The following is a 20,929-nucleotide window of genomic DNA, read 5'->3' as shown; positions in this document are numbered from 1 at the left end:
TTTAAAACGCGTAGCGCAAGCCCGCATTCACGCTGCGCGGCGCGCCAGCCGCATAGAAGGTCGCGTTGACCATCGGATACTCGCCGTTCACGGCGGGCAGCGGCCGGGCGGCGAAATTGCCGTTGGCGTCGAAAGCCGTGGCGCCCAGCTGGGCCGCCGTCGCATATTTCCGGTCGAACAAGTTATTCACCTGGGCAAATATGCTCAGCTGCGGCGTCAGCTGGACTTTGCCATTCAGTTCCACCACGGCATAGCCGCCGCTCTTGCCCGACCCCAGGTACGATGGCCCGCCCGCCTGGTGCGCATTGTTTTCATTGCCGCGCGCATACGCGCTCGACACGGCCGTCATGGCCAGCCCCACCGTCCAGTCGCGTCCGCCCTGGACATCCACGTGCGCCTTCACAATGTGGCTCGGCGTCAAAGGGATGCGGTTACCCGGCGTGATAACGATATTGCCTTCCAGGCCAGCTGCGTCCGCATCGCTGCTGCTGTTGGCGCTGCCGTTGACCACTTCCCGGCTTTGATACGTCGCCTGCAGCCACGTGTAGTTGACGCCGAAGTCCAGCGCGCCCGCCTTACCACCCGCCGCCAGTTCCACGCCCTGGTGGCGCGTCTTGCCGAAATTCTTGAAGTAGCCAAATCCCGCCTGGTTGTCGGCCACGAACAGGATGTCGTCGTGGTTTTCCGCGCGAAACACGCCTGCACTCCAGTGGGCCACGTCGGCGAGTTTGCCGCGCACGCCCGCTTCCCACGTCTTCGTCACCACCTGTTTTAATGGCGGGTCGCCAGCCATGGCGTTGGGCAGGCGGCATGGGTTTTCCGGGTCGGCGCAACCGAGTTCGATGGCCGTCGGCGTGCGGCTGCCTTCGTTGTAACCGAGGTAGGCGCTCACGCCCTTCGCTGGCGAATAGGCCAGGCCAATGGCGGGATTGAAGCGGCTGAAACGGTGGTCGCCATCGAGCGAACCGCTGCCGCCGCCGGGCGTGATGGCGTCGCGGTTGCGCACCGTGCTGCGGTTGTAGCGGCCGGAAACGGTCAAGGTCAACGCTTGATTCAATGCAATACTGTCGCTCGCATACACGCTCCACGTGCGCATGCGCCCGCTCAAGTCGACCCGGTTATCGACGGGCGTGCCGTCGTCATCGATTTCCGTGCCGTCGGCAAAGAAGTCGACGGGCGTGATGCTGCGGTCCGGGTTCAGGTAGCCGAACTGGCTGGTCTGGCGGAAGGTAGCGTGGCTCGTGTCGTAGGCGGCGCCGGCCGTGACGGCATGGCGCGCGCCCGCCAGATCGGCCAGCACGGTGAACTGGCCGGAGAGCCCATAGTTTTCCTGCTGCGTATGGCTGCGGTTGATCATGCCATTGCATTTTTCGGCCGGCTCATCGTTCAGCAGCACGTTGCCAATGCAGCGCCACTTCGGAAACGGCGTATTGCCTGCATTCGCCCCGCTGGCGGGAAAGCCCGTGTAGCCGGCCGCCGCCAGGGCCGCCCGCTCGGCCGCGCCGGGCTGGTAGACGGACTGGTCGAGCGACTCGTCGTTCAGGTCACCGTTAAACGTGTGCGTGTCGATCTTGCGGTAGTAGACATTGCCGGACAAGAGCAAGGCCTCGCTGGCCTGGTGCTTGCCCGTCAGGTTCAGCAGGGTCGACCTGTTCTGCGTCAAGTCCGGCTTGGTGTAGACACTGCGGTAATCGCGCGCCAGCAGGCGCTGCTCCTGCAAGCCATTGCCCGTCAGCGCATTGTCCGCGTGAGCCACGGTGGCGGCAATGTCGGTGCGCGCATCGCTCCAGCCCAGCTTGCCAAACAGCTGGCGCACGTCGGACGGCGAGTCGTCACGCCAGCCGTCTTCCTTGAAGCGGTTGCCCGTCACATACCAGTGCCAGCCCTGCGCATTGCTGCCGCCATGCTCGAATTCGACGCCGCGCCGTTGATCAGAGCCCAGGCGCGCCTCGATGGCGGTGCCGGGATTGCTGCGCCCGTCCTTGGTCTGCAGGGCCAGCGCGCCGCCCAGCGTATTCAAGCCGAACAGGGGGTTCGAGCCGGGCATCAGGGTCAGCGATTCGATCGCCATGCGCGGGATCAAGTCCCAGCTGACGACGTCGCCAAACGGCTGGTTCAGGCGCATGCCGTCGAGATACACAGAGAGTCCTTGCGGCGTGCCCAGCAGTGGCGAAGCCGTATAGCCGCGATAGCTGACGTCGGGCTGGAACGGGTTGTTCTGCACTTCGTTCACAACCACGCTGCCCAGGTTGCGGCGCAAGAAGGCGGAAATGTCGAGCGCGCCGCTGCGCGCGATCTGCTGCGCGCTGGCCGTCTGCACGGGCGCGGCCAGGGAATCGCGCGGCTGCTCCACGGTGGGCAGCGGCATGCTGCCCGTGATGATGACGGTGGGCAAGTCGTACGCAAGCTCCAGGTTGGCAGGATTGGCAAGGTCGGCGGCCTGCGCCTGGCACAGCGCCATGGCGGCGGCGGCGAATAAAGTCAGTTTCATGCGGGTCCCCAGTTTTATCATGGTTTTTATTACTGTCCAGTATCGGGCAGCGGCCACCAATGGACTAGGGAAAAACTCCCGCCGTGCAGGGACCTAACGCTGCAAAGGCAGGTAGCTCTGCTTGAGCTGGCGCAAGACAAAGCTCGATTTGCTGTGGCGGATACCGGGAATTTTGTATAAACGCTCGCGCAGCAGGCGCTCATAATCGCGCGTGTCGCTCACCGCAATGCGCAGGTAGTAATCGTAGTCGCCGGAGACGAGAAACGCTTCCAGCACTTCCGGGATCATGGCCAGCGCGTGGCCGAATTCGAACAGGGCCTGGTCGGAATGGTCGTCCAGCGTGACTTGCACGATGACGGTGTCGGCCAGCCCCACCTTGGCCGCGTTGACGTTCACCGTGTAACCCTCGATGACGCCATCGTCTTCCATGCGCTTGATGCGCGCCCAGCATGGCGACGAGGTCAGGCCCACCTTGGCGCTCAGGTCGTGCAGGCTGATGCGGGCGTCCTGCTGCAGGGCCGTCAGGATGGCGAGGTCGAATTTATCCAGCTTCATTCTGTTCTTTCACTATTTTGCAGCAAATTTTGCTTAAATTAGCATTCTATACGAGAAAACCAGCAGCCTTTTCTGCCGTATCAGGCAGAAAATAAGGCCATGAAACCCGATCCCGCTCCCCTCCTCGCTCGCGCATCCCATAACGGTGCCAGCACCCTGATCGACACCCTGCTGGCGCTCGGTGTCGACACCGTCTTCGGCTATCCGGGCGGCGCCGTGCTGCCCCTGTACGACGCCCTGCACGCCCAGCCCCGCTTGCGCCACGTGCTGGTGCGCCACGAACAGGCGGCCGTGCACGCGGCCGAAGGCTATGCGCGCAGCACGGGCCGGCCCGGCGTGGTCTTCGTTACCTCCGGCCCCGGCATGAGCAATACCACCACGGGACTGCTCGACGCCCTGTGCGATTCGATTCCCGTCATCTGCATCAGCGGCCAGGTGGCTACCACCAGCATCGGCACGAACGCCTTCCAGGAATGCGACGCGCTGGGCATTTCGCGCCCCGTCACCAAGTGGAACCGGCAAATCCGCACGGCCGACGAAACGGCGGCCGTGGTGCACGAAGCCTACGCGCAGGCCACGCAGGGCCGGCCCGGCCCCGTGCTGATCGACTTTCCCAAGGACTTGCAGCTGGCGCAGGTCATCGAAACCGCGCCGCTGCCGCCCGCCGCTACCGTCGCCGCACCCCTGCCAGACAGTACTGACCTGGAACGCGCCGCCAGCCTGATCGCCGGTGCGCGCCAGCCCGTGTTCTATGGCGGTGGAGGTCTCATCAATTCCGGCCCGGAGGCCTGCGCCGCGTTTCAACAATTGGTGAAACTGGCGGCCGCGCCCTGCACTCTGACCCTGCTGGGCCTGGGCGCCTTTCCCGCTTCGCACCCGGCTTTCCTCGGCATGCTGGGCATGCACGGCACCCTGGAAGCGAACCTGGCCATGCACCATGCGGACCTGATCGTCTGCGTCGGCGCCCGCTTCGACGACCGGGTCACGGGCCGCCTCGACGCTTTTTGTCCCGGCGCGAAAATCATCCACATCGATATCGACCCGGCTTCCATCCATAAGGTGGTGCGCGCCGACGTGCCTCTGCGCGGCGATTGCGCCCCCGTGCTCACCGCTTTGCTGGCGCAGCTGCGCGGCCGCTTGCTGGCGGACCGCCAGCCGTGGTGGCAACGCATCGATGGCTGGCGCGCGCAAGACAGCCTGGCGTTCGACGACACGCCTGACGTGATCGCGCCGCAGGCGCTGATGCGCCGGCTGCAGGCGGCCCTGAACGGCCGCGACGCCATCGTCGCCACCGACGTGGGCCAGCACCAGATGTGGGCCGCGCAGCATATGCGCTTCGAGCAGCCGCGCCGCTGGCTGACCTCGGGCGGCGCCGGCACCATGGGCTATGGCCTGCCGGCCGCCATCGGCGCGCAGGTCGCCCACCCTGAAAAATGCGTGGTGTGCGTCAGCGGCGACGCCTCGATTCTGATGAATATCCAGGAACTGGCTACCGCCGTGCAGCACCGCCTGCCCGTCAAGGTGGTGCTGTCGAACAATGGCGTCATGGGCATGGTGCGCCAGTGGCAGGAACTCCTCCATGGAGGGCGCTACAGCCACAGCTACACGGAAGCGCTGCCCGATTTCGTCGCCCTGGCGCGCGCGTTTGGCTGGCAGGCGCACACGGTAAGCCGGCGCGAGGAGCTCGACGCGGCGCTGGCCGTCTGCCTGGCCTGCGAAGGCCCGTACTTCCTCGACGTGCGCGTGCACGGCGCGGAAAACTGCTTCCCCATGCTGGCGCCCGGCGCGGGGCACCACGAGATGACGTTATCCAAGGGAAAGGTGTACAAGGAACGGTAGGTCGGATTAGCGGGGCAACGCCTCGCGTAATCCGACACCACCACCGGCCTCGCCAACGACGTTGTCGGATGACGGTCCTTCGGACCTGATCCGACCTACGCCCAAATCCGGTAGATCCAGTAACTCTCATCTTCCTTCATGGCGCGCGCCAGCTCGGTAGGGCTCAAGCCCGTGATTTCACGCGTCTCGCGGCAGAAATGCGCCTGGTCGGCGTAACCGCCGCTGGCGGCGATTTCGGACCAGGACACCTTGCCTTGCAGGATGGCGCCGCGCTCGTCGAGGAATAGCTGCTCCGCGCGGCGCATGCGGCGCAAGGTGCGCATGGGCTGGCCGGCCCAGGCCTTGATGCGGCGCTCGAAATGCCGCGCGCTGCGGGCTAGGCCCGTCGAGGCCGCCTGCACGCCCAGGCGGCGCACCCAGTCCTGCACCACGCCGGCCGACACGTCGCTGCCCTTGCGCGCCGCCTGCCAGCGCGGCGCAAGAAAAGCCTCCACCAGGCCGATGCGCGCCGCGTCGTCGGGCGCTGCCAGCACGGCGTCGGACAGGGCCAGCCAGTCGGCATCGAACAGCGCACCGAGCGGGCGAAACTGGTCCAGCAAGGCATCCATCGATATGCCCGTCAAGGCATGCAGGGCGGCCGGATACAACATCACGACAAACGAATGCACGGGGCCGGGGTTGTAGCTGACCAGCGGATACGAACGGGGGCCGCCGAACAGCGCGGGCGGCATGCGCACGTCCGGCAGCGACAGGCCAGGCGCGGCCGCTTCCACGTCGCCCGCGACGGTCCAGATGATGCTGCACATGGGCGCGGCGGGAAAGCGGTTCAGGCGCTGGGCCGGCGGCAAGGGCGCGCAGCGCGTGGTGTCGCGCACGAGGAAAGCGCGCACGCAGGAAGCGAGCGCGGTACGCGGCGCGATCAGGCGGGTCAGGGTCGTAGGGGCGGCAGGCATGGCGACGATTGTACCGGCAATTTCTGGCCGCGCACGATGTCGTATTCGTTCAATACAAACGGGCCGCAATCGCGTAGAGTATGGCCATTATTGCAAGCAATCCTCGTACTTTCACCGTATCGACAGGAGATGTCCATGCCGCCACTCGACCACGCCGCCGCACCCGACATTGCGCGGCCGCTGCGCCAGATCCGCCGCTTGCCGGGGCCCTTCGCCCTGCCCATCGTCGGCAACAGCCTGCAGATCAAGCTCACGCGCATCCACCGCGACGTGGAACAGTGGGTGCAGCGCTACGGCCCCTTCATGCGCGCCTGGTTCGGCCGCACGCTGGTGCTGGTGGTGGCCGACAGCGAGGCCGTCGGCGCCGTGCTGCGCGACCGGCCCGACGGTTTTCGCCGCCCCCTGAGCAGCTCCGTCGTCTCCGACGAAATGGGCGGCGTGCCCGGCCTGTTCCTGGCCGAGGGCACGGAGTGGCGCAACCAGCGCCGCATGGTCATGGCCGGCATGGCGCCCGGCGCCATCAAGGCCTACTTCCCGGCCCTGGTGACGGTGGCGCAGCGCCTGCAGCGGCGCTGGCATCTGGCCGCCACGCAAGGCCAGGCGATCGACCTCGATGGCGACCTGAAACGCTACACGGTCGACATCATCGCCGGCCTGGCCTTCGGCACGGAAGTCAACACGCTCGAATCGGGCGAAGACGTGATCCAGCGCCACATGGACGACATCCTGCCCGCCGTGGCGCGGCGCAGCCTGTCCATGTTCCCGTACTGGCGCTATGTCAAGCTGCCCGTCGACCGGCGGCTGGACCGCGACGTGGCGGCGCTTTCCGCCGCCGTGGCCGACCTGGTGCAGCAGGCGCGCACGCGCATGGCGCACGACCCGGCGCGCCGCGAGCGGCCGCCCAACCTGCTCGAAGCGATGATCGCCGCCGCCGACCTGGAAGGCAGCGGCGTGACCGACCGCAACGTGGCCGGCAATGTGCTGACCATGCTGCTGGCGGGCGAAGATACGACGGCCAACACGGTATCCTGGATGATCTATTTGTTGCAACGCCATCCGCACACCCTGGCCCGGGCGCGCGAGGAAGTGCGGCGCCTGGCGCCCGATGTGGCCCGCTTCACCATCGAGCAGATGGATAGCCTCGACTACCTGGGCGCCTGCGCCAGCGAAGCCATGCGCTTGAAACCCGTGGCGCCGTTCCTGCCCGTCGAGGCGCTGCGCGACACGGTCATCGCCGATATTGCCGTGCCGGCCGGCACCCTCGTGTGGTGCGTGATGCGCAACGACAGCGTAGCCGATGCGCACTTTCCCGACGCGCAAGTCTTCCAGCCTGAACGCTGGCTGGCCGAAGGCGGCGAGGCGAACAACAAGCGTGCTTCGATGCCTTTCGGCGCCGGCTTGCGCACGTGCCCGGGCCGCTATCTGGCCTTGCTGGAAATCAAGATCGCCATGGCCATGCTGCTGGGCAGCTTCGACATCGCCGGGGTCGATACGCCCGATGGCGGCGAGGCGCAGGAATTGATGGGCTTTGTGATGTCGCCCATCGGCCTGACGCTGCGCCTGGCGCGGCCGCAGTGATACCATGGGGGCAATCTCAGTCAACGTGCTTTCCCCCATGCAAATTCACCTGGAATCGCCGCAGCAAGCCGACGTGCAAACCCTGATCGCCGAGCTTGATGCCTATCAGCAGACCCTGTATCCGGCCGAATGCGTGTATTCGCTGGATCTGGCATCGTTGCCGCCTGACACCCTGCTGTTTGCCGTCGCCCGCGATGCCGCAGGCACGGCGCGCGCCTGCGGCGCCATCGTCGTCACGCCCGATTTCGGCGAGGTCAAGCGCATGTACGTGCACCCGGACAGCCGCGGCCTGGGCCTGGCCAGGCGCCTGCTTGCCTTGCTGGAAGAACAGGCGCTGGCGCGCGGCTGCCGCTTGCTGACCCTGGAAACGGGCATCCACCAGCCCGCCGCCATCGCCCTGTACGCGCGCCATGGCTACCAGCGGCGCGGTCCCTACGGCGCCTATCCCGATGATCCATTCAGTGTCTTCATGGAAAAACCGCTGCAGGTGGCGGCATGAGCGCGCCGGCCGACAGCTTGACGGACATCCGCGCGCGCCTGCGCGCCTTTGCCGCCGAGCGCGACTGGGACCAGTTTCACACGCCAAAGAACCTGGCCATGGCCCTGTCCGTGGAAGTGGCGGAACTGATGGAACACTACCAGTGGCTGCCCACCGGCGCGGACAGCGAACTGGACGATGCCAAACGCACGGGCATCCGCCACGAACTGGCCGACGTGCTGATGTACCTGGTGCGCCTGGCCGACAAGAGCGGCGTCGACCTGCATGCGGCCGTGCTGGAAAAGATGGAGCTCAACGCACAGAAATACCCGGCGCAGCAGGTGCGCGGCGACGCGCGCAAATACAGCGAGTACTGATCCCCAGCCGTGCGTGGCTGATGCGCAAAAAGGCGTAGCATCGGGCCATGCGCATCCCTCTCTCCCTGCTGCTCGTCTGCCTGATCCACGGCCATGCTGCGCTGGCGCAAACCGCGCCCGTGCCGCAAGTGAAAGTGGACGCCACGCGCGACCCCGTGGATAAATCCTACCGCAAGATGCTGCAGGGCGTGGAGCGTTTCGAGCGCGACCATGCGCTGGCGCCGCAAGCGGTGCTGCGCTTCCGTTTGCTGCCGCGCCAGCCCGGCGTGGACATGACGGGCGTGCAGCTGCGCATCGCCGGCGACAGCGTCAGCATCCCCTTGCCCTTGGCCGAGGACAACAGCTTTGCCCCCGTGCGCCACGCGCAGGCCGCGCGCGAGGATGCCGTGCTGATCGCCAACCGCAAGGCTTCCAGCATGAGCTGGCGCGCGCAGGTCATCACGCCCGGCTTGCCGCCCGGCACGCGGCGCCTGGGCGATTTGCGCCTGGAATGCCGCGCCGGCATGGATTCGGGTCTGATTTCGAACGACCCGCAAATCATCGCCTGGCTGTCCAGCATGCTCTACAGCACCGACAAGGTCTGCTCTCAGCCGGACGGCAATTATCTGTTCTTCACGGAGCGGCCCCTGTTCGGCGTGACCCTCGTGCATGGCGAGCGCAGGGTGTCGCTACCCTTCAAGATGCTGTACGCGGGCGGCGAGCAAACGCCGGCCTCGCTGCCCTATTGCGATTGCCAGGTCTTGCTTGACCGCACGTATTACGCGCCCCTGTGGGATGCGCGCTGGCCCGACGATACCCTGCTGGAATTTACTTATATGGATGAGGTGGCGCCATGAAATGGCTGGTCTTCGCCATGCTGACGCTGCTCGCCGGGTGCTCGGGCACGCGCGCCTTGCTGGCAAGTAAAACGGTGCCTTACGCTACCCTGGAACAGACGGTGCAGCCGGGCAGCAGCACGCGCGAGCAGGTGCGCGCCGCCTTGGGCGACAGCACGGCCATCCGCTTCGACAGCGGCAATGAAGTGTGGATGTACACCTACCCGACCGCCTCGGGCGCGCAGGGAGAATATGTGATTTTGTTTGGCGGGGACGGGGTGGTACGGAAGGTGCGCAGCGGGGAAGTGTACCGGGTAGCGAAGTAGCTCCCGCCAGCGTTGCGCTGGCGGGATGATGGTCTTAGCGTGCCTTCAGCAAGGCCCTTGCCGCCACGCCCGCGCCCACGCTGCGGCCTACACCGGCCACCTTGCGCTTGGGTGAGGCCTTCAGTTTGAAGATGCCGATCGACTGGGCCACGCTGTCGGTGCGCTGCGCCAGGCTGGTGGCGGCCGCGGCCGCCTGCTCCACCAGCGCCGCATTCTGCTGCGTAATGCCATCCATGTGGATGACGGCCTGGTTGACTTGCCCGATGCCCTGGTTCTGCTCGCGCGTAGTGGAGGAAATCTCGTCCATCATTTCCGTCACGCGGGCCACCGAGGCGATCACTTCCGCCATGGTGGCGCCCGCATTGCTGGTCAGCACGCTGCCCGCATTCACGGTGGCGATCGAATGGTCGATCAGGTGCTTGACTTCCTTGGCCGCCGTCGCCGAGCGCTGCGCCAGGCTGCGCACTTCGCCCGCCACAACGGCGAAGCCGCGGCCATGCTCGCCCGCGCGTGCCGCTTCCACGGCCGCGTTCAAGGCCAGGATATTCGTCTGGAAAGCGATGCCGTCGATCAGGCCGATAATGTCCAGAATCTTGCGCGACGAGGTGCTGATCTCATCCATCGTGGTGACCACTTCGCTGACGATGGTGCCGCCCTTGGCCGCGACGGTGGACGCCTGCACCGCCAGGTCGTTGGCCGTGGCCACGTGGTCGGCGCTGTTTTGCACCGTGGACGTCAGCTCTTCCATGCTCGCCGCCGTCTGCTCCAGGCTGGACGCCTGCGATTCGGTGCGGCTGGACAGGTCCATATTGCCCGTGGCGATTTCCGCCGTGGTGACGCGGATATCCTCGAAGTTGGCGCGCACGTCGCCGATGATGCTGTGCAGGTTGATATTGGTCTGGCGCAAGGCCGCCATCAATTGACCCATATCATCGTCGCGCACCTTGTCGATGACGCCCGTCAGGTCGCCACCGGCCATCTTGCGCGCCATCGTGATGGCGTCGCCCAGCGGGGTAACGAGCGAATTGTGCAGATGGGTCCAGAAATACAGCATCAGCACCACGGCCGCGGCGGCAGCACCGCTGAGCCAGCTGCGCGTGGCCGTGCTCGTGTCGCCGTCGATACTCCACACGGCGCAGCCGAGGATGGCCAGCACCACGCCAAAGACGATGCAATGGAAGGCCAGGTCTTGCGACAGGGTCAATTTGCGCCACTCGGCCAGCTTGGCGGCCCAGCCCTGGCGCACGACGCGGCCATTGCGGAATGCCAGCCTGGCGGTATTGCCATCCTTGAAACTTTTATACAGGGCCGCCGCCTCGTTGATCTGCTCGCGCGTAGGCTTGGTACGCACGGACATATAGCCGATCGGACGGCCGTTCTCGATGACGGGCGTGATATTGGCGAAGACCCAATAAAAATCGCCATTCTTGCAGCGGTTCTTGACCATGCCGGTCCATGGCATGCCCGTCTTGATGGTATCCCACAAGTCGGCAAAGGCTTCGGCCGGCATATCGGGATGACGCAGAATATTCTGTGGCGCACCCAGCAGTTCCGTTTCCAAGAAACCGCTGACCTCAATGAAATACTGATTGGCGTAATTGATGTTTCCCTGTAAATCCGTGGTGGAAACAATCGTCATGCCTTCATTTAATACGTATTCCTTTTGCGTGATAGGCATATTGACCCGCATCGTCGCTCCTCTATTTTTTTTCATCTAGCATAACAAAAACATAAAAACAATATACCACATCAAGCACCGGCGAGATATCGCCACGGCGACAGTGACGCCGGTCAAATAATGTAATAAAAGTCAATTCATTTATGCTTTAGAATTTACTTTGAATTAACTTGATTGATTTTATTGAAATGCAAAATTCAAATTGCGTGCAGATGCAATAATTAATAAAAAATTATGTATCGATGCGGCAGGCAATAAATGTGGTGTTTGCGCCGATAAAAGGACGCGGAAGCATTGCGATAGAGGCCGGCACAGGGCGACGCCTGTCCGCAAGCATGACGCAGCAATAATGAATATTTATTGAGGGAAAATAAAAACTGGCGCGAATGCGCCAGTGGGGGATGTGTCTCCAATCCGCGACACAGGCGCCGGGGAGGCGCCTGGGAAGGGAGGGCTTACTTGAACGTTTTACGCGGTGGCGACTTTGGACGCGCTGGCGCCGGTTTGCGCTCCGTCGTGCCGTCATCGAGGCTGATGCGCAGTTTCTGGCCCGACACGACGACCGATTTCAGGTGGTCGAGGATTTCCGGCGGCATGCCTTCCGGCAAGTCCAGCACGCTGTAGTTGTCAAAGATATCGATACGGCCGATATGCTTGGCTTCCAGGTTCGCTTCGTTGGCGATGGCGCCCACGATGTTGCTTGGCGTCACGGCGTGCTCACGACCCACTTCGATGCGGTAAGCCGTCACGCCCGGGCGCGGACGCTCCTTCTTCGGCGCGCGCGGCGCTGGTGCTGCCTCGCCCGCGTCCGCTGGCGCATCCTTGAACGCTGGCGCGGACTTGGCGGCGAATGGCTTGCGCGGCGCGGCTGGCGGCGCCAGGTCCGGTGCATCGCCGTCGCGGCTGATGCGCAATTGCTGACCAGCGACCCAAACGGACTTCAGCTGGTCCAGCAATTCTTTTGGCATGGTGTCTGGCAAATCCAGCACGCTGTAGTCGTCATAGATTTCGATGCGGCCGATATTTTTCGAATCGATGCCCGCTTCGTTGGCGATGGCGCCCACGATATTGCCCGGTTTCACGCCATGCTGATGACCGACTTCAATACGGAAAGTCTGCATGCCGGCGTCGGCAGGACGGGAAATGCGTTCCTTTTTCGGGAAGGCCGGACGTTCGCCACGTTCGCTGCGCTCGTTACGCTCAAAACGGTCGCCCCGTTCCGGACGGTCGTTGCGTTCGAAGCGCTCTTGGCGTACCGGACGGTCGTCTTGCCAGGTGGCTTGCTCGCGCGCCTTGTTCTTGTCCAGCAGCAGCGGCGTATTGCCACGCGCCATCTTCGCCAGGGCGGCGGCGATTTCGATGGCAGGAATATTCTGTTCGCGTTCGAAATCTTCGATCAGCGACTGGAATTGCTCCAGTTCGCCCAGGGCCAGGGTTTCGCTGATCTGTTCCTTGAACTTGGCGATACGCACATCGTTGACGGCCTGAATCGTCGGCAATTCCAGCATGCTGATCGGCTGGCGGGTCGAGCGTTCTATGGCCTTGAGCAAGTTCTTTTCACGCGGGGTGATGAACAGGATCGCTTCGCCGCTGCGGCCGGCACGGCCCGTGCGGCCGATACGGTGGGTATAGCTTTCCGGATCGTGCGGCACGTCGTAGTTGACGACGTGGCTGATGCGCTCGACGTCCAGGCCGCGGGCGGCCACGTCGGTAGCCACGAGGATGTCGATCTTGCCGTCTTTCAACTGCTGGATCGTGCGCTCGCGCTGCGCTTGCTGGATGTCGCCATTGATGGCGGCAGCCGAGAAGCCGCGTGCCTGCAGTTTGCCGGCCAGCTCTTCCGTACCCAGTTTGGTGCGGGCAAAGATGATCATGCCGTCAAACGCTTCCGCTTCCAGGATGCGGGTCAAAGCGTCGAGCTTGTGCATGCCCGACACCAGCCAGTAACGCTGGCGGATGTTGTCGGCCGTGCCCGTCTTGGCGGCGACCGTCACTTCGGCTGGATTGACCAGGTAGGTGGTGGCGATGCGCTTGATGACGGAAGGCATGGTGGCCGAGAACAGCGCCGTTTGATGGCCATCCGGCGTTTCTTTCAAGATGCGTTCGACATCGTCGATAAAGCCCATGCGCAGCATTTCATCGGCTTCGTCCAGCACCAGCGTCTTCAGCTTGGACAGGTCGAGCGAACCCTTGTCCAGGTGATCGATGACGCGGCCAGGGGTGCCGACGATGACGTGCACGCCGCGGCGCAGGGCCGACAGTTGCGGGCCATAGCTTTGACCGCCGTAGATCGGCAGCACGTGGAAGCCGGGAATGTGGGCGGCGTACACCTGGAACGCTTCGGCGACCTGGATGGCCAGTTCGCGCGTCGGTGCCAGGACCAGGGCTTGGGGTGAGCTTTGTTTCAGATCAATACGCGACAGGATAGGCAAGGCGAAGGCGGCGGTCTTACCCGTGCCTGTTTGCGCCTGGCCCAGCACGTCGCGGTTAGCGAGCAATAATGGAATCGTGGCCGCCTGGATAGGCGACGGTGTTTCGTAACCGACATCCTTGAGCGCGCGAATCAGCGGCTCGCTCAGGTTAAGGTCGGAAAATAAGGAAATTGGTGTATCAGACATGAAATCACTCACAAGTTCGCTCGAATCGCCCAATGCGAAAGAGTGTATCTGCTAGTTTACTCTTTACTGGCCCTTACCGGGTGGCTGCATGCCGCAGAACGCCGTTTTTTGCGGCATATGGACCGAAAAAAGGCAGAAAAATCGGTGATCCGCACGCAATTGGCGCGTGATTTTGCCAACATTAAATGATACACAACAATGTGCCGCCTGCGCCTGTTCTGCGCGGCAACAGCAACGGCGGGCGCCTCGCCAGCATGGCGCCCGCCCCGTTTCAGGTGCGCAAAAACTCCAGCAAGTCCTCGTTCAGGCGGTCCTTGTGCGTCGTCGCCAGGCCGTGCGGCGCGCCCGCATACACGAGCAGCTTGCTGCCGATGATGAGCTCGGCAGTGCGCCGCGCCGAGGCGGCAATCGGCACGATCTGGTCGTCGTCGCCATGGATCACCAGGGTTGGCACATCGAAGCTGGCCAGGTCGCTGGTGAAATCCGTTTCGGAAAATTGCTTGATGCATAAATAGGATGCCGGCATGCCCGCCTGCATGCCTTGTCGCCAGAAGCTGTCGCGCACGCCCTGCGACGGTGTGGCGCCGGGCCGGTTATAGCCATAGAAAGCCTCGCTCAAGTCGCGGAAGAATTGGCTGCGGTCGGCCTGCACGCCGGCGCGGATGGCGTCAAACGCGGACAGCGGCAAGCCCAGCGGATTGTCGGCCGTTTGCAGCATCAGCGGCGGCACGGCGCCCACCAGCACGGCGCCCGCCAGGCGCTCGGTGCCATGGCGGCCGATATAGCGCGCCACCTCGCCGCCGCCCGTCGAATGGCCGACCAGGGTGGCGCCCGTCAAGTCCAGCGCGGCTATCAGGGCAGCCAGGTCATCGGCATAGGTATCCATGTCGTTGCCGTCGAACGGCTGGCTGGAGCGGCCATGGCCGCGCCGGTCGTGCGCGATGACGCGGTAGCCGTGCCCAGCCAGATAAAACATCTGGTCTTCCCAGGCATCGGACGACAGCGGCCAGCCGTGACTGAAGACGACGGGCGGGCCGCTGCCCCAGTCCTTGTAATAAATCAAGGTGCCGTCGGCGGTACGCAGGGTATTGTTTGAATGCAAGTCAGTGGCAGTCATGGAACGCTCCTTGTCGGTGGACCAGCGGCCATTGTGGCCGCAATGGCGCGCGCACGCCGCGCGCTACGCCAGAGCATTGCGGTAGAGTAAGATTGTCGCTGCTTTGCTTTCCCGTATTCACTTTTGGAGTTGTCATGCGCTTTCCCTTCATCCTCGCCACCAGCCTGCTCAGCACGGCCGCCCTCGCCCAACCGCTCGTTGCCGAAGCGCCCCTGCGCGCCCATCTGTCTTTCCTGGCCGACGACTTGCTGGAAGGACGCGGCACGGGCCAGCGCGGCGGCGACCTGGCCGTGCGCTACCTGGAAACGCAGGCGGCCGTGGCCGGCCTGCAACCATTAAAAGATGGCACATATCGCCAGGCGCTGACCATCGTCGGCAGCAAGGCCTTGCCATCGAGCACAGTGACCTTCAGCGCGGGCGGCAAGACCTTGTCTCCCGCCTTCGGCAAGGACATCGTCTTTGGCGCGGCGAATGGCCAGCAGAAAGTGGCGTTCGACGCGCCCGTCGTGTTTGTCGGCTACGGCATCCGCGCCCCCGAAGAAAACTGGGACGATTTCAAGGGCGTCGATCTGAAGGGCAAGCTTGTCATCATGATGGTCAACGACCCGCAGCCGACCGTTGCCGAAGCAAACCGTTTTGCCGGCAAGTCCCTCACGTATTACGGCCGCTGGGTCTACAAGTACGAGGAAGCGCTGCGCCAGGGCGCCGCCGGGGTCTTGCTGATCCACACGACGGCGTCCGCCTCGTATCCATGGTCGGTGCCCGCCAACGGTTTCGGCCACGAGCGCTTCAACCTCGCTGGCGCGGGCAATGCGATGGAAGGCTGGCTGCAGGAAGACATGGCGCGCACCCTGTTCCAGCAAGCCGGGCAAGACCTGGACGCCTTGCGCGCGCAGGCGGAAACGCGCGCGTTTCGCCCCGTGCCCCTGAACGCGACGGTCAAGGTGGCAGTCAATAGCCAGATCCGCAGCATCGAGCAATTCAACGTGGCCGGCATCGTGCCGGGCACGGACCCGAAACTCAAGGACGAAGCCGTGATCTATTCGGCGCACTGGGACCACCTGGGCAAGGATGACGAAGGCAGCGCCCGCACAGGACAAAGCGACCATATCTACAACGGCGCCATCGACAACGCCTCGGGCGCGGCGGCCCTGCTGGCCATGGCGCAGGTGGCCGTGAAACAGCCGGCGCGCCGCACGCAGATCTTCCTGTGGCCGGCTGGCGAGGAAACGGGCATGCTTGGCAGCACGGCCTATACGCGCACGCCCCTGTGGCCGCTGGCGAAAACCGCCGCCGACCTGAACCTCGATAGCATGAACTTCGTCGGCAAGACGCACGACATCGGCGTCGCCGGCGCCGAGCGCAGCAGCCTGTACGCCAGCGCCGCCAAGGTGGCAAAACGCATGGGCCTGCGCCTGGCGCCGACCATTCCCGACCTGTCCGGCGCATTTTACCGGGCCGACCATTTTGCGTTTGCCAAGGCCGGCGTGCCCGCCTTCAACGTGGGCTCGGCAGTATTCTCCGGCGACGGCTCCTTCGACTTCGTCAAGGAACCCAAAGCCTCAGGCGAGCGCCTGGTGGCGTTTAAAAAGGATTACCACCAGGTCACCGATGAGTACCACCCGTCGTGGGATTTGTCCGGCATGCTGCAGCAGGCACAGTTCACCCTGAACCTCGGTTACGAAGTGGCGAACGACAAGAACTTGCCTACTTGGAACAAGGGCGAGGCGTTTGGAAAGGTGAAGCGGTAACGTCTAGTGGTGGTGTCGGATTACGCGGCGTAGCCGCTAATCCGACCTACACTGGTTGATTCAAATTGCCATGATGCGTTTCAGGTCGACGAACGCTGTTTCGTATAAATGCTGAAACGCGCCCACCATGACCTCTTCCACGCCTTCGGCCGCGTCGAACTCGCCCGACCATTCGGCCACGCAGGAAGCGCCGCCCGGTTCGCCCGTGACGCGCAGGGTGGAACGGTAGTTCTTGACGGGGATCGGACCGGAGACGATGGTGTAGCTGTAGCTCTTGTCCGCTTCGCTGTAGCTTTGCAGGCGTTCGGCGATGATGGCGCCGTCCGTGGTTTTCAGGCGCCGCACGCGGCCGCCGTGCTCAGGCAGGCTGGTCTTGATGGAGCTCGACCATTCGGCCAGCGACTGGAAGCCGCCAATAAAATCCCACACTCGTTCGGCGCTTGCCGCCAATGTCACAGAAACAATTACTTGGGCCATCTTTGATTCGGTTCCTCATCCAGGTTTGCCGGGCGCTGCGCCCGGCCGGCCGGAGATGCCCGGCACAGCCGCTATTTTAGCGCCCATGCGGCTTTACTGCCGAGTCGACAGCGCTGGCGGCGCTCCCGCTTACAGATTTTCCGACAGGAAAATCAAGGAATTGCCATGTGCCTGGGCGGCGGCGCGCTGCTGGTAGCTGTCGCGGTGGGTGCAATTGAAACCGTGTTCGGCGCCCGGGTAGATATGGATTTCCACGTCTTGCCGGTCCTCGAAGCGCTCGGCGATGGTTTGCACGGCTTGCGGCGAAATATGGCTATCCTCGCCGCCGAAATGCATGAGCAACGGCACCGTGATCCGGTCGGCCAGGTCCAGCTTGTTCTGGATGCCGCCGCCGTAATAGGCGATGGCGGCATCGACCAGGCCGGCTGCTGCAGTCTGGAATGACAGGCGGCCGCCGAAGCAGTAGCCGACCGAAGCCAGCTTGCCCGTCACTTCCGGGCGCGCGCGCAGGGCGGCGACGGTGGCGGCGATATCGGCGTCGGCATGCGGATTGTCGGTGGCCTGCATCAGTTCCACGGCGCGCTTCCAGCCTGCTTCGTCATAGCCCAGCTCGATGTGTGCGCCCGCGCGCCAGAACAGGTCGGGCACCAGCACCACGTAGCCATCGGCCGCGTACTGGTCGGCCACGGCGCGGATGTGCTCGTTGACGCCGAAAATTTCCTGCAACAGGATGATGGCGGGGCCTTTACCGATATGCGGCACGGCCAGGTAAGCCGGGAAGCTGCCGTCCGGGCCGGCGATATCGATCCACTGCGATGTTGTGCTCATAGAAACTCCAGTCTGAGGTTGGGGGAAATGCCACAGCCAGGCATGTTACTGGTTTTTCACGCCGCCTGCGTCCGCACCCCTTTGCCCAGGCTCAATACATCTCGCGCAGGTAAATCACGGGGCCCGATCTGAGGATGCCAAAGACAACAACGCCCACCGTGCTGCCCAGGTAGGGATGGTTGCCCACGGAAACGTCCACTCTGCCGGCCTTGCCGGCGCCGGGCGCCAGCAGGGTCAGGCGATTGGCCTGCGGCAACGCGCCTTGCACGACGGCATAGGCCAGGTCATCAGCGGCCAGCTTGCTGCAGTCCAGCGTTTTCTTGCAATTGACAAACAGTACTTGCGACTTGCTGAACGCACTGATGCTGTCGAGCAGGTTCGTGATCCATTTCGTGCCATTCCAGTACTGCACTTGCACGGCCAGTCGAACGGGCAGCAACTCGGAGCCATAGCCGTGGGCTACCTGCCATTGCCCCGACAGCACGGTCATCCGTGCCTCGTTCTGTATCAATGCCGAACTTGAGCTGACGACGGCGCCGCCGGGATACGTGCTGCTGGCGCGCAGCAGCACGTCGGTGGGCGCCACCGTCACCGGCACGCCTGCCTTACCCGGAAAACGGTAGGCGACCATGCTTCGGGCGATGCCGAGGGTGAATTTCGCGGGCGCCACGCCGGTGACGGTGGTTTGTGCCTTGCTGCCATCGGTGAGGCGGCTGCTGCCATCAGGAGTGCTCGGCGGAAAGGAAATCGTGCCCGTGGCCGCATCCAGGCCTTCGAGCAACACGGGCGCCAGGACACCCGGATTGAGCTCATCATAATTTTGGGTCGTCGCCCCCCCCAGGGCACGCGCCGTCACGCGCACGCCTATCGCCTGCCCCGAGTAGGCGTAGCGGCCTTTCTCCCCATCGTTGGCACAGGTGAGCGGCGCGGCGCACGGCGTGGCGATGCCGTTGGTCGCGGCCGGCTCGTCACCGTCGTCCTTTTTGATCAGCTCCGTGATGAAGTGATGCGGGATGAACTGCACCTGGCCACTCGTGCCGCTTGCCAGCGGTGGAACGACGCCATTGACGGCAGGCCGTTGCCATCCCAGGTAATTATTCAAGCTGGCCGTAAATTGAACAAGCCCCACTTCCTTCCAGCTCATGCCCGTGGCGATCAAGACACCCCCGCTAAAGCCCAGGCTGCCATCGGCCGACGGTTCGGCGTGGCCGGCAAACGTGGGTTCAACGACAGTACGTCCCAGCAGCACGGCTGGCGCCGCCGCTTCCCGGCCAAAGTTGGGCGTAACCGCCTTCAAGGCATTGCGTGCCGATACGCTAACCACCGTTGCCGGCGCCACGCCCGTCACGGCCAGGCCCGCACGCTGTGGCGTGGCGATCGCACTGAACACAAAATCGTAGGGAGCGACAACCACTTCACCGCTGCCCTGCATCTTCAAGCCCTTGTCGCTGCCGCTGGCCGATTCATACTTCGCGTTCAACGTCAGCTTGCCCGCGTCGGCATACAACATGGTTGCCGTGGCAACGCCAGCGTTGTCGAACGCCAGGTTGACGGACTGGCCCGTCGCACTGCACGCGCTGCTGGCGCTCGCGGCCAATGGCACGAAGGCCCCCGTCCCTTTGACCAGGACCGGCAAGGTGCCGGTGGCAGGATTGCTGTAGCCGCAACTGAGGGTCAAATCCTTGCTGGCATTCCTGAACAGGGGCACGCAGGCCTGCTCGTTCGGTTTGTCTTGCAAGGCGCTGATATTGAACGCCGTGGCCACGGCGGAATGATGATTGACGGGAGTGACCATCAAGCCTGTCGCCGCAAAGCTCATGTCGCAGCTGCTGCTGTTGTCCGACGCGCGCTTGCAGACGAGCGCACCGGTGGCGCCGGGCACGCTGGTCAGGCTCAGGGTGGCCGTGCCGACCGTGTACTGGCGCACGCTGGCCGTCGCCACGCCGCTGCTGTCGATCGGCGTCAGCGTGCCGCCGGGGCTGACGGTGACATCCGTGCCGCCCGTGTACTTGACGCTGCAGGCGGCATCCGCGCAGGCCGTGACCGTCACCGTTTGCGGCGCGCACGTCAGGGCCGTGCCTCGATGATCGATCTGGAAATGGTGGGGACCGGTGGGGGTGCCGGGGCCGCATTTCGGGCCGTTGACGCTGCCGGCAGGCCAGCCGCTGTTGTTCGTCACGCAACTGCAGGGGTTGGCTGGAGTATAGGCCTTGCAGGTGATCGTCTGATCCACGTGCGTCCACGATCCCAGCGTGATGTGGTCGACCAGAGCGTTGCCCGTGATATACCCATTCGCCGCATCCAGGGTGACATTGCCGCCCTCGACATTGCCATTGATGGCATTGCCAGAGGCGATGGTCAGCGACTTTAATGCCGTCACGTCGCCCGTGACGACCAGGCCGGACGCTTTCAGATCGATGGTCGGCGCAGCCAGGTTGCCCTTGATCTGGCTGCCGGAACCGATGGTCAGCGTAGTCTTGGCTGTGATATCGCCCTCGATCTGGCTATTCGCGGGAAGGATATTGACGATATTGCCACCAATCGCCCCCGTGATGGTCGAGCCCGATGCAATTTCCACCAGTCCCTTGGCGCTGATGCTGCCTGTCACCTTGACGGCACTCCCCCCCATTTTGATGGTCGTGGCGGCAATGTTGGCAATGATCGTCTGCGCCTGCGCTCCCATGCTGAACGTGCCGCCCTCCGCCGTCAGACTGCCACCAGTCACCTTCAGGTTGGATGGATTGATGTCCTTGATATCGAGATTGCCCGTGGCCGTCAACGCGGCGCTGCCACTCATCCTCAATCCCTGGTTATAAGTCATGGTCAGAGAACTGTTGAAGGTCACGCCATAGCCGTTGGCGATCACGATAACGTCGGTATCGGCCATGGACAGGTTGCCGCAGGTATATTGCGCGCCAGACCGGGCGCAATTGCTGACGTCAACGCCGTTGAAATTGAAGGTGGCCGCCTGGGCCATGCCGGTCGATAGATAGAAGAACAAGCCGACGAGAAAAATGTAATTGCGCAAGATATCGAAGAATCTGATGA

At 63.8% G+C, this 20,929-nt stretch carries 16 protein-coding genes; 7 read left to right on the top strand and 9 right to left on the bottom strand.

Annotation, left to right across the window (positions count from 1 at the left end; all coding sequences use genetic code 11):
- Position 1: 1 nt before the first annotated feature.
- Together FJQ89_RS21260 and FJQ89_RS21255 are read right to left on the bottom strand one after the other, a co-directional pair.
- Entirely contained in the window at positions 2-2,491 is a 2,490-nt protein-coding gene (locus FJQ89_RS21260) for a TonB-dependent receptor (RefSeq protein ID WP_243136174.1), read from the bottom strand.
- A gap of 93 nt (positions 2,492-2,584) precedes the next feature.
- On the bottom strand, positions 2,585-3,046 hold the full coding sequence (locus FJQ89_RS21255; protein ID WP_070217690.1) for an Lrp/AsnC family transcriptional regulator: 462 nt from the start codon (positions 3,044-3,046) through the stop codon (positions 2,585-2,587).
- Positions 3,047-3,145: 99 nt separating this feature from the next.
- On the opposite strand from FJQ89_RS21255, the gene ilvB reads away from it, so the two are divergent.
- Complete coding sequence (gene ilvB / locus FJQ89_RS21250; protein WP_141171608.1) at positions 3,146-4,885, top strand: biosynthetic-type acetolactate synthase large subunit; 1,740 nt, start codon at positions 3,146-3,148, stop codon at positions 4,883-4,885.
- A gap of 95 nt (positions 4,886-4,980) precedes the next feature.
- On the opposite strand, the gene FJQ89_RS21245 is transcribed toward ilvB, so the two are convergent.
- Positions 4,981-5,838, bottom strand: a complete 858-nt coding sequence (locus tag FJQ89_RS21245; protein ID WP_243136172.1) for a helix-turn-helix domain-containing protein — start codon at positions 5,836-5,838, stop codon at positions 4,981-4,983.
- Positions 5,839-5,973: 135 nt separating this feature from the next.
- Between FJQ89_RS21245 and FJQ89_RS21240 the strand changes: the two genes are divergently transcribed.
- From FJQ89_RS21240 to bamE, 5 genes are read left to right on the top strand one after another with little or no spacing between them, the layout of a single operon-like run.
- Complete coding sequence (locus FJQ89_RS21240) at positions 5,974-7,416, top strand: cytochrome P450 (protein ID WP_243136169.1); 1,443 nt, start codon at positions 5,974-5,976, stop codon at positions 7,414-7,416.
- A gap of 4 nt (positions 7,417-7,420) precedes the next feature.
- Positions 7,421-7,915: a GNAT family N-acetyltransferase gene (locus FJQ89_RS21235; RefSeq protein ID WP_243136167.1), complete on the top strand. Its 495-nt coding sequence runs from the start codon at positions 7,421-7,423 to the stop codon at positions 7,913-7,915.
- Entirely contained in the window at positions 7,912-8,271 is a 360-nt protein-coding gene (locus FJQ89_RS21230) for a nucleotide pyrophosphohydrolase (protein ID WP_141171606.1), read from the top strand. Before FJQ89_RS21235 ends, FJQ89_RS21230 begins: the two co-directional genes overlap by 4 nt.
- Before the next feature lie 47 nt (positions 8,272-8,318).
- Entirely contained in the window at positions 8,319-9,107 is a 789-nt protein-coding gene (locus FJQ89_RS21225) for a hypothetical protein (RefSeq protein ID WP_141171605.1), read from the top strand.
- Complete coding sequence (bamE, locus tag FJQ89_RS21220; protein ID WP_141171604.1) at positions 9,104-9,412, top strand: outer membrane protein assembly factor BamE domain-containing protein; 309 nt, start codon at positions 9,104-9,106, stop codon at positions 9,410-9,412. The genes FJQ89_RS21225 and bamE overlap by 4 nt, the downstream gene beginning before the upstream one ends.
- 34 nt (positions 9,413-9,446) lie before the next feature.
- Here bamE and FJQ89_RS21215 read toward each other — a convergent pair whose 3' ends face one another.
- From FJQ89_RS21215 to FJQ89_RS21205, 3 genes are all read right to left on the bottom strand, one after another.
- A complete protein-coding gene (locus FJQ89_RS21215) occupies positions 9,447-11,090 on the bottom strand; it encodes a methyl-accepting chemotaxis protein (RefSeq protein WP_141171603.1) in 1,644 nt (547 codons plus the stop codon).
- A 455-nt stretch (positions 11,091-11,545) separates the two neighbouring features.
- Positions 11,546-13,708, bottom strand: a complete 2,163-nt coding sequence (locus tag FJQ89_RS21210) for a DEAD/DEAH box helicase (protein ID WP_141171602.1) — start codon at positions 13,706-13,708, stop codon at positions 11,546-11,548.
- Between the two features lie 271 nt (positions 13,709-13,979).
- Entirely contained in the window at positions 13,980-14,825 is an 846-nt protein-coding gene (locus FJQ89_RS21205; protein ID WP_141171601.1) for an alpha/beta fold hydrolase, read from the bottom strand.
- Positions 14,826-14,959: 134 nt separating this feature from the next.
- Here FJQ89_RS21205 and FJQ89_RS21200 point away from each other — a divergent pair, with 134 nt between their 5' ends.
- Complete coding sequence (locus tag FJQ89_RS21200; RefSeq protein ID WP_141171600.1) at positions 14,960-16,576, top strand: M28 family peptidase; 1,617 nt, start codon at positions 14,960-14,962, stop codon at positions 16,574-16,576.
- Between the two features lie 60 nt (positions 16,577-16,636).
- Here FJQ89_RS21200 and FJQ89_RS21195 read toward each other — a convergent pair whose 3' ends face one another.
- The 3 genes from FJQ89_RS21195 to FJQ89_RS21185 form a co-directional block, all read right to left on the bottom strand.
- Entirely contained in the window at positions 16,637-17,053 is a 417-nt protein-coding gene (locus tag FJQ89_RS21195; RefSeq protein WP_071079630.1) for an SRPBCC family protein, read from the bottom strand.
- Between the two features lie 129 nt (positions 17,054-17,182).
- Positions 17,183-17,881 carry a dienelactone hydrolase family protein gene (locus FJQ89_RS21190; protein ID WP_141171599.1) on the bottom strand — a complete coding sequence of 233 codons (699 nt, stop codon included), beginning with the start codon at positions 17,879-17,881 and terminating at the stop codon, positions 17,183-17,185.
- A 91-nt stretch (positions 17,882-17,972) separates the two neighbouring features.
- Positions 17,973-20,909 carry a polymer-forming cytoskeletal protein gene (locus FJQ89_RS21185; protein WP_141171598.1) on the bottom strand — a complete coding sequence of 979 codons (2,937 nt, stop codon included), beginning with the start codon at positions 20,907-20,909 and terminating at the stop codon, positions 17,973-17,975.
- Between the last annotated feature and the right edge of the window lie 20 nt (positions 20,910-20,929).

The organism is Janthinobacterium tructae (assembly GCF_006517255.1).
Lineage (GTDB): Bacteria > Pseudomonadota > Gammaproteobacteria > Burkholderiales > Burkholderiaceae_D > Janthinobacterium > Janthinobacterium tructae.
Note: the sequence above shows the minus strand (reverse complement) of the source record. Positions and strands in the feature narration are given on the sequence as shown.

What these genes read in the sequence shown, in the direction of transcription:
- FJQ89_RS21260 (WP_243136174.1), bottom strand. Translation starts at nt 2,491, where the DNA reads ATGAAACTGACTTTATTCGCCGCCGCCGCCATGGCGCTGTGCCAGGCG.
- FJQ89_RS21255 (WP_070217690.1), bottom strand. Translation starts at nt 3,046, where the DNA reads ATGAAGCTGGATAAATTCGACCTCGCCATCCTGACGGCCCTGCAGCAG.
- ilvB (WP_141171608.1), top strand. Translation starts at nt 3,146, where the DNA reads ATGAAACCCGATCCCGCTCCCCTCCTCGCTCGCGCATCCCATAACGGT.
- FJQ89_RS21245 (WP_243136172.1), bottom strand. Translation starts at nt 5,838, where the DNA reads ATGCCTGCCGCCCCTACGACCCTGACCCGCCTGATCGCGCCGCGTACC.
- FJQ89_RS21240 (WP_243136169.1), top strand. Translation starts at nt 5,974, where the DNA reads ATGCCGCCACTCGACCACGCCGCCGCACCCGACATTGCGCGGCCGCTG.
- FJQ89_RS21235 (WP_243136167.1), top strand. Translation starts at nt 7,421, where the DNA reads ATGGGGGCAATCTCAGTCAACGTGCTTTCCCCCATGCAAATTCACCTG.
- FJQ89_RS21230 (WP_141171606.1), top strand. Translation starts at nt 7,912, where the DNA reads ATGAGCGCGCCGGCCGACAGCTTGACGGACATCCGCGCGCGCCTGCGC.
- FJQ89_RS21225 (WP_141171605.1), top strand. Translation starts at nt 8,319, where the DNA reads ATGCGCATCCCTCTCTCCCTGCTGCTCGTCTGCCTGATCCACGGCCAT.
- bamE (WP_141171604.1), top strand. Translation starts at nt 9,104, where the DNA reads ATGAAATGGCTGGTCTTCGCCATGCTGACGCTGCTCGCCGGGTGCTCG.
- FJQ89_RS21215 (WP_141171603.1), bottom strand. Translation starts at nt 11,090, where the DNA reads ATGCCTATCACGCAAAAGGAATACGTATTAAATGAAGGCATGACGATT.
- FJQ89_RS21210 (WP_141171602.1), bottom strand. Translation starts at nt 13,708, where the DNA reads ATGTCTGATACACCAATTTCCTTATTTTCCGACCTTAACCTGAGCGAG.
- FJQ89_RS21205 (WP_141171601.1), bottom strand. Translation starts at nt 14,825, where the DNA reads ATGACTGCCACTGACTTGCATTCAAACAATACCCTGCGTACCGCCGAC.
- FJQ89_RS21200 (WP_141171600.1), top strand. Translation starts at nt 14,960, where the DNA reads ATGCGCTTTCCCTTCATCCTCGCCACCAGCCTGCTCAGCACGGCCGCC.
- FJQ89_RS21195 (WP_071079630.1), bottom strand. Translation starts at nt 17,053, where the DNA reads ATGGCCCAAGTAATTGTTTCTGTGACATTGGCGGCAAGCGCCGAACGA.
- FJQ89_RS21190 (WP_141171599.1), bottom strand. Translation starts at nt 17,881, where the DNA reads ATGAGCACAACATCGCAGTGGATCGATATCGCCGGCCCGGACGGCAGC.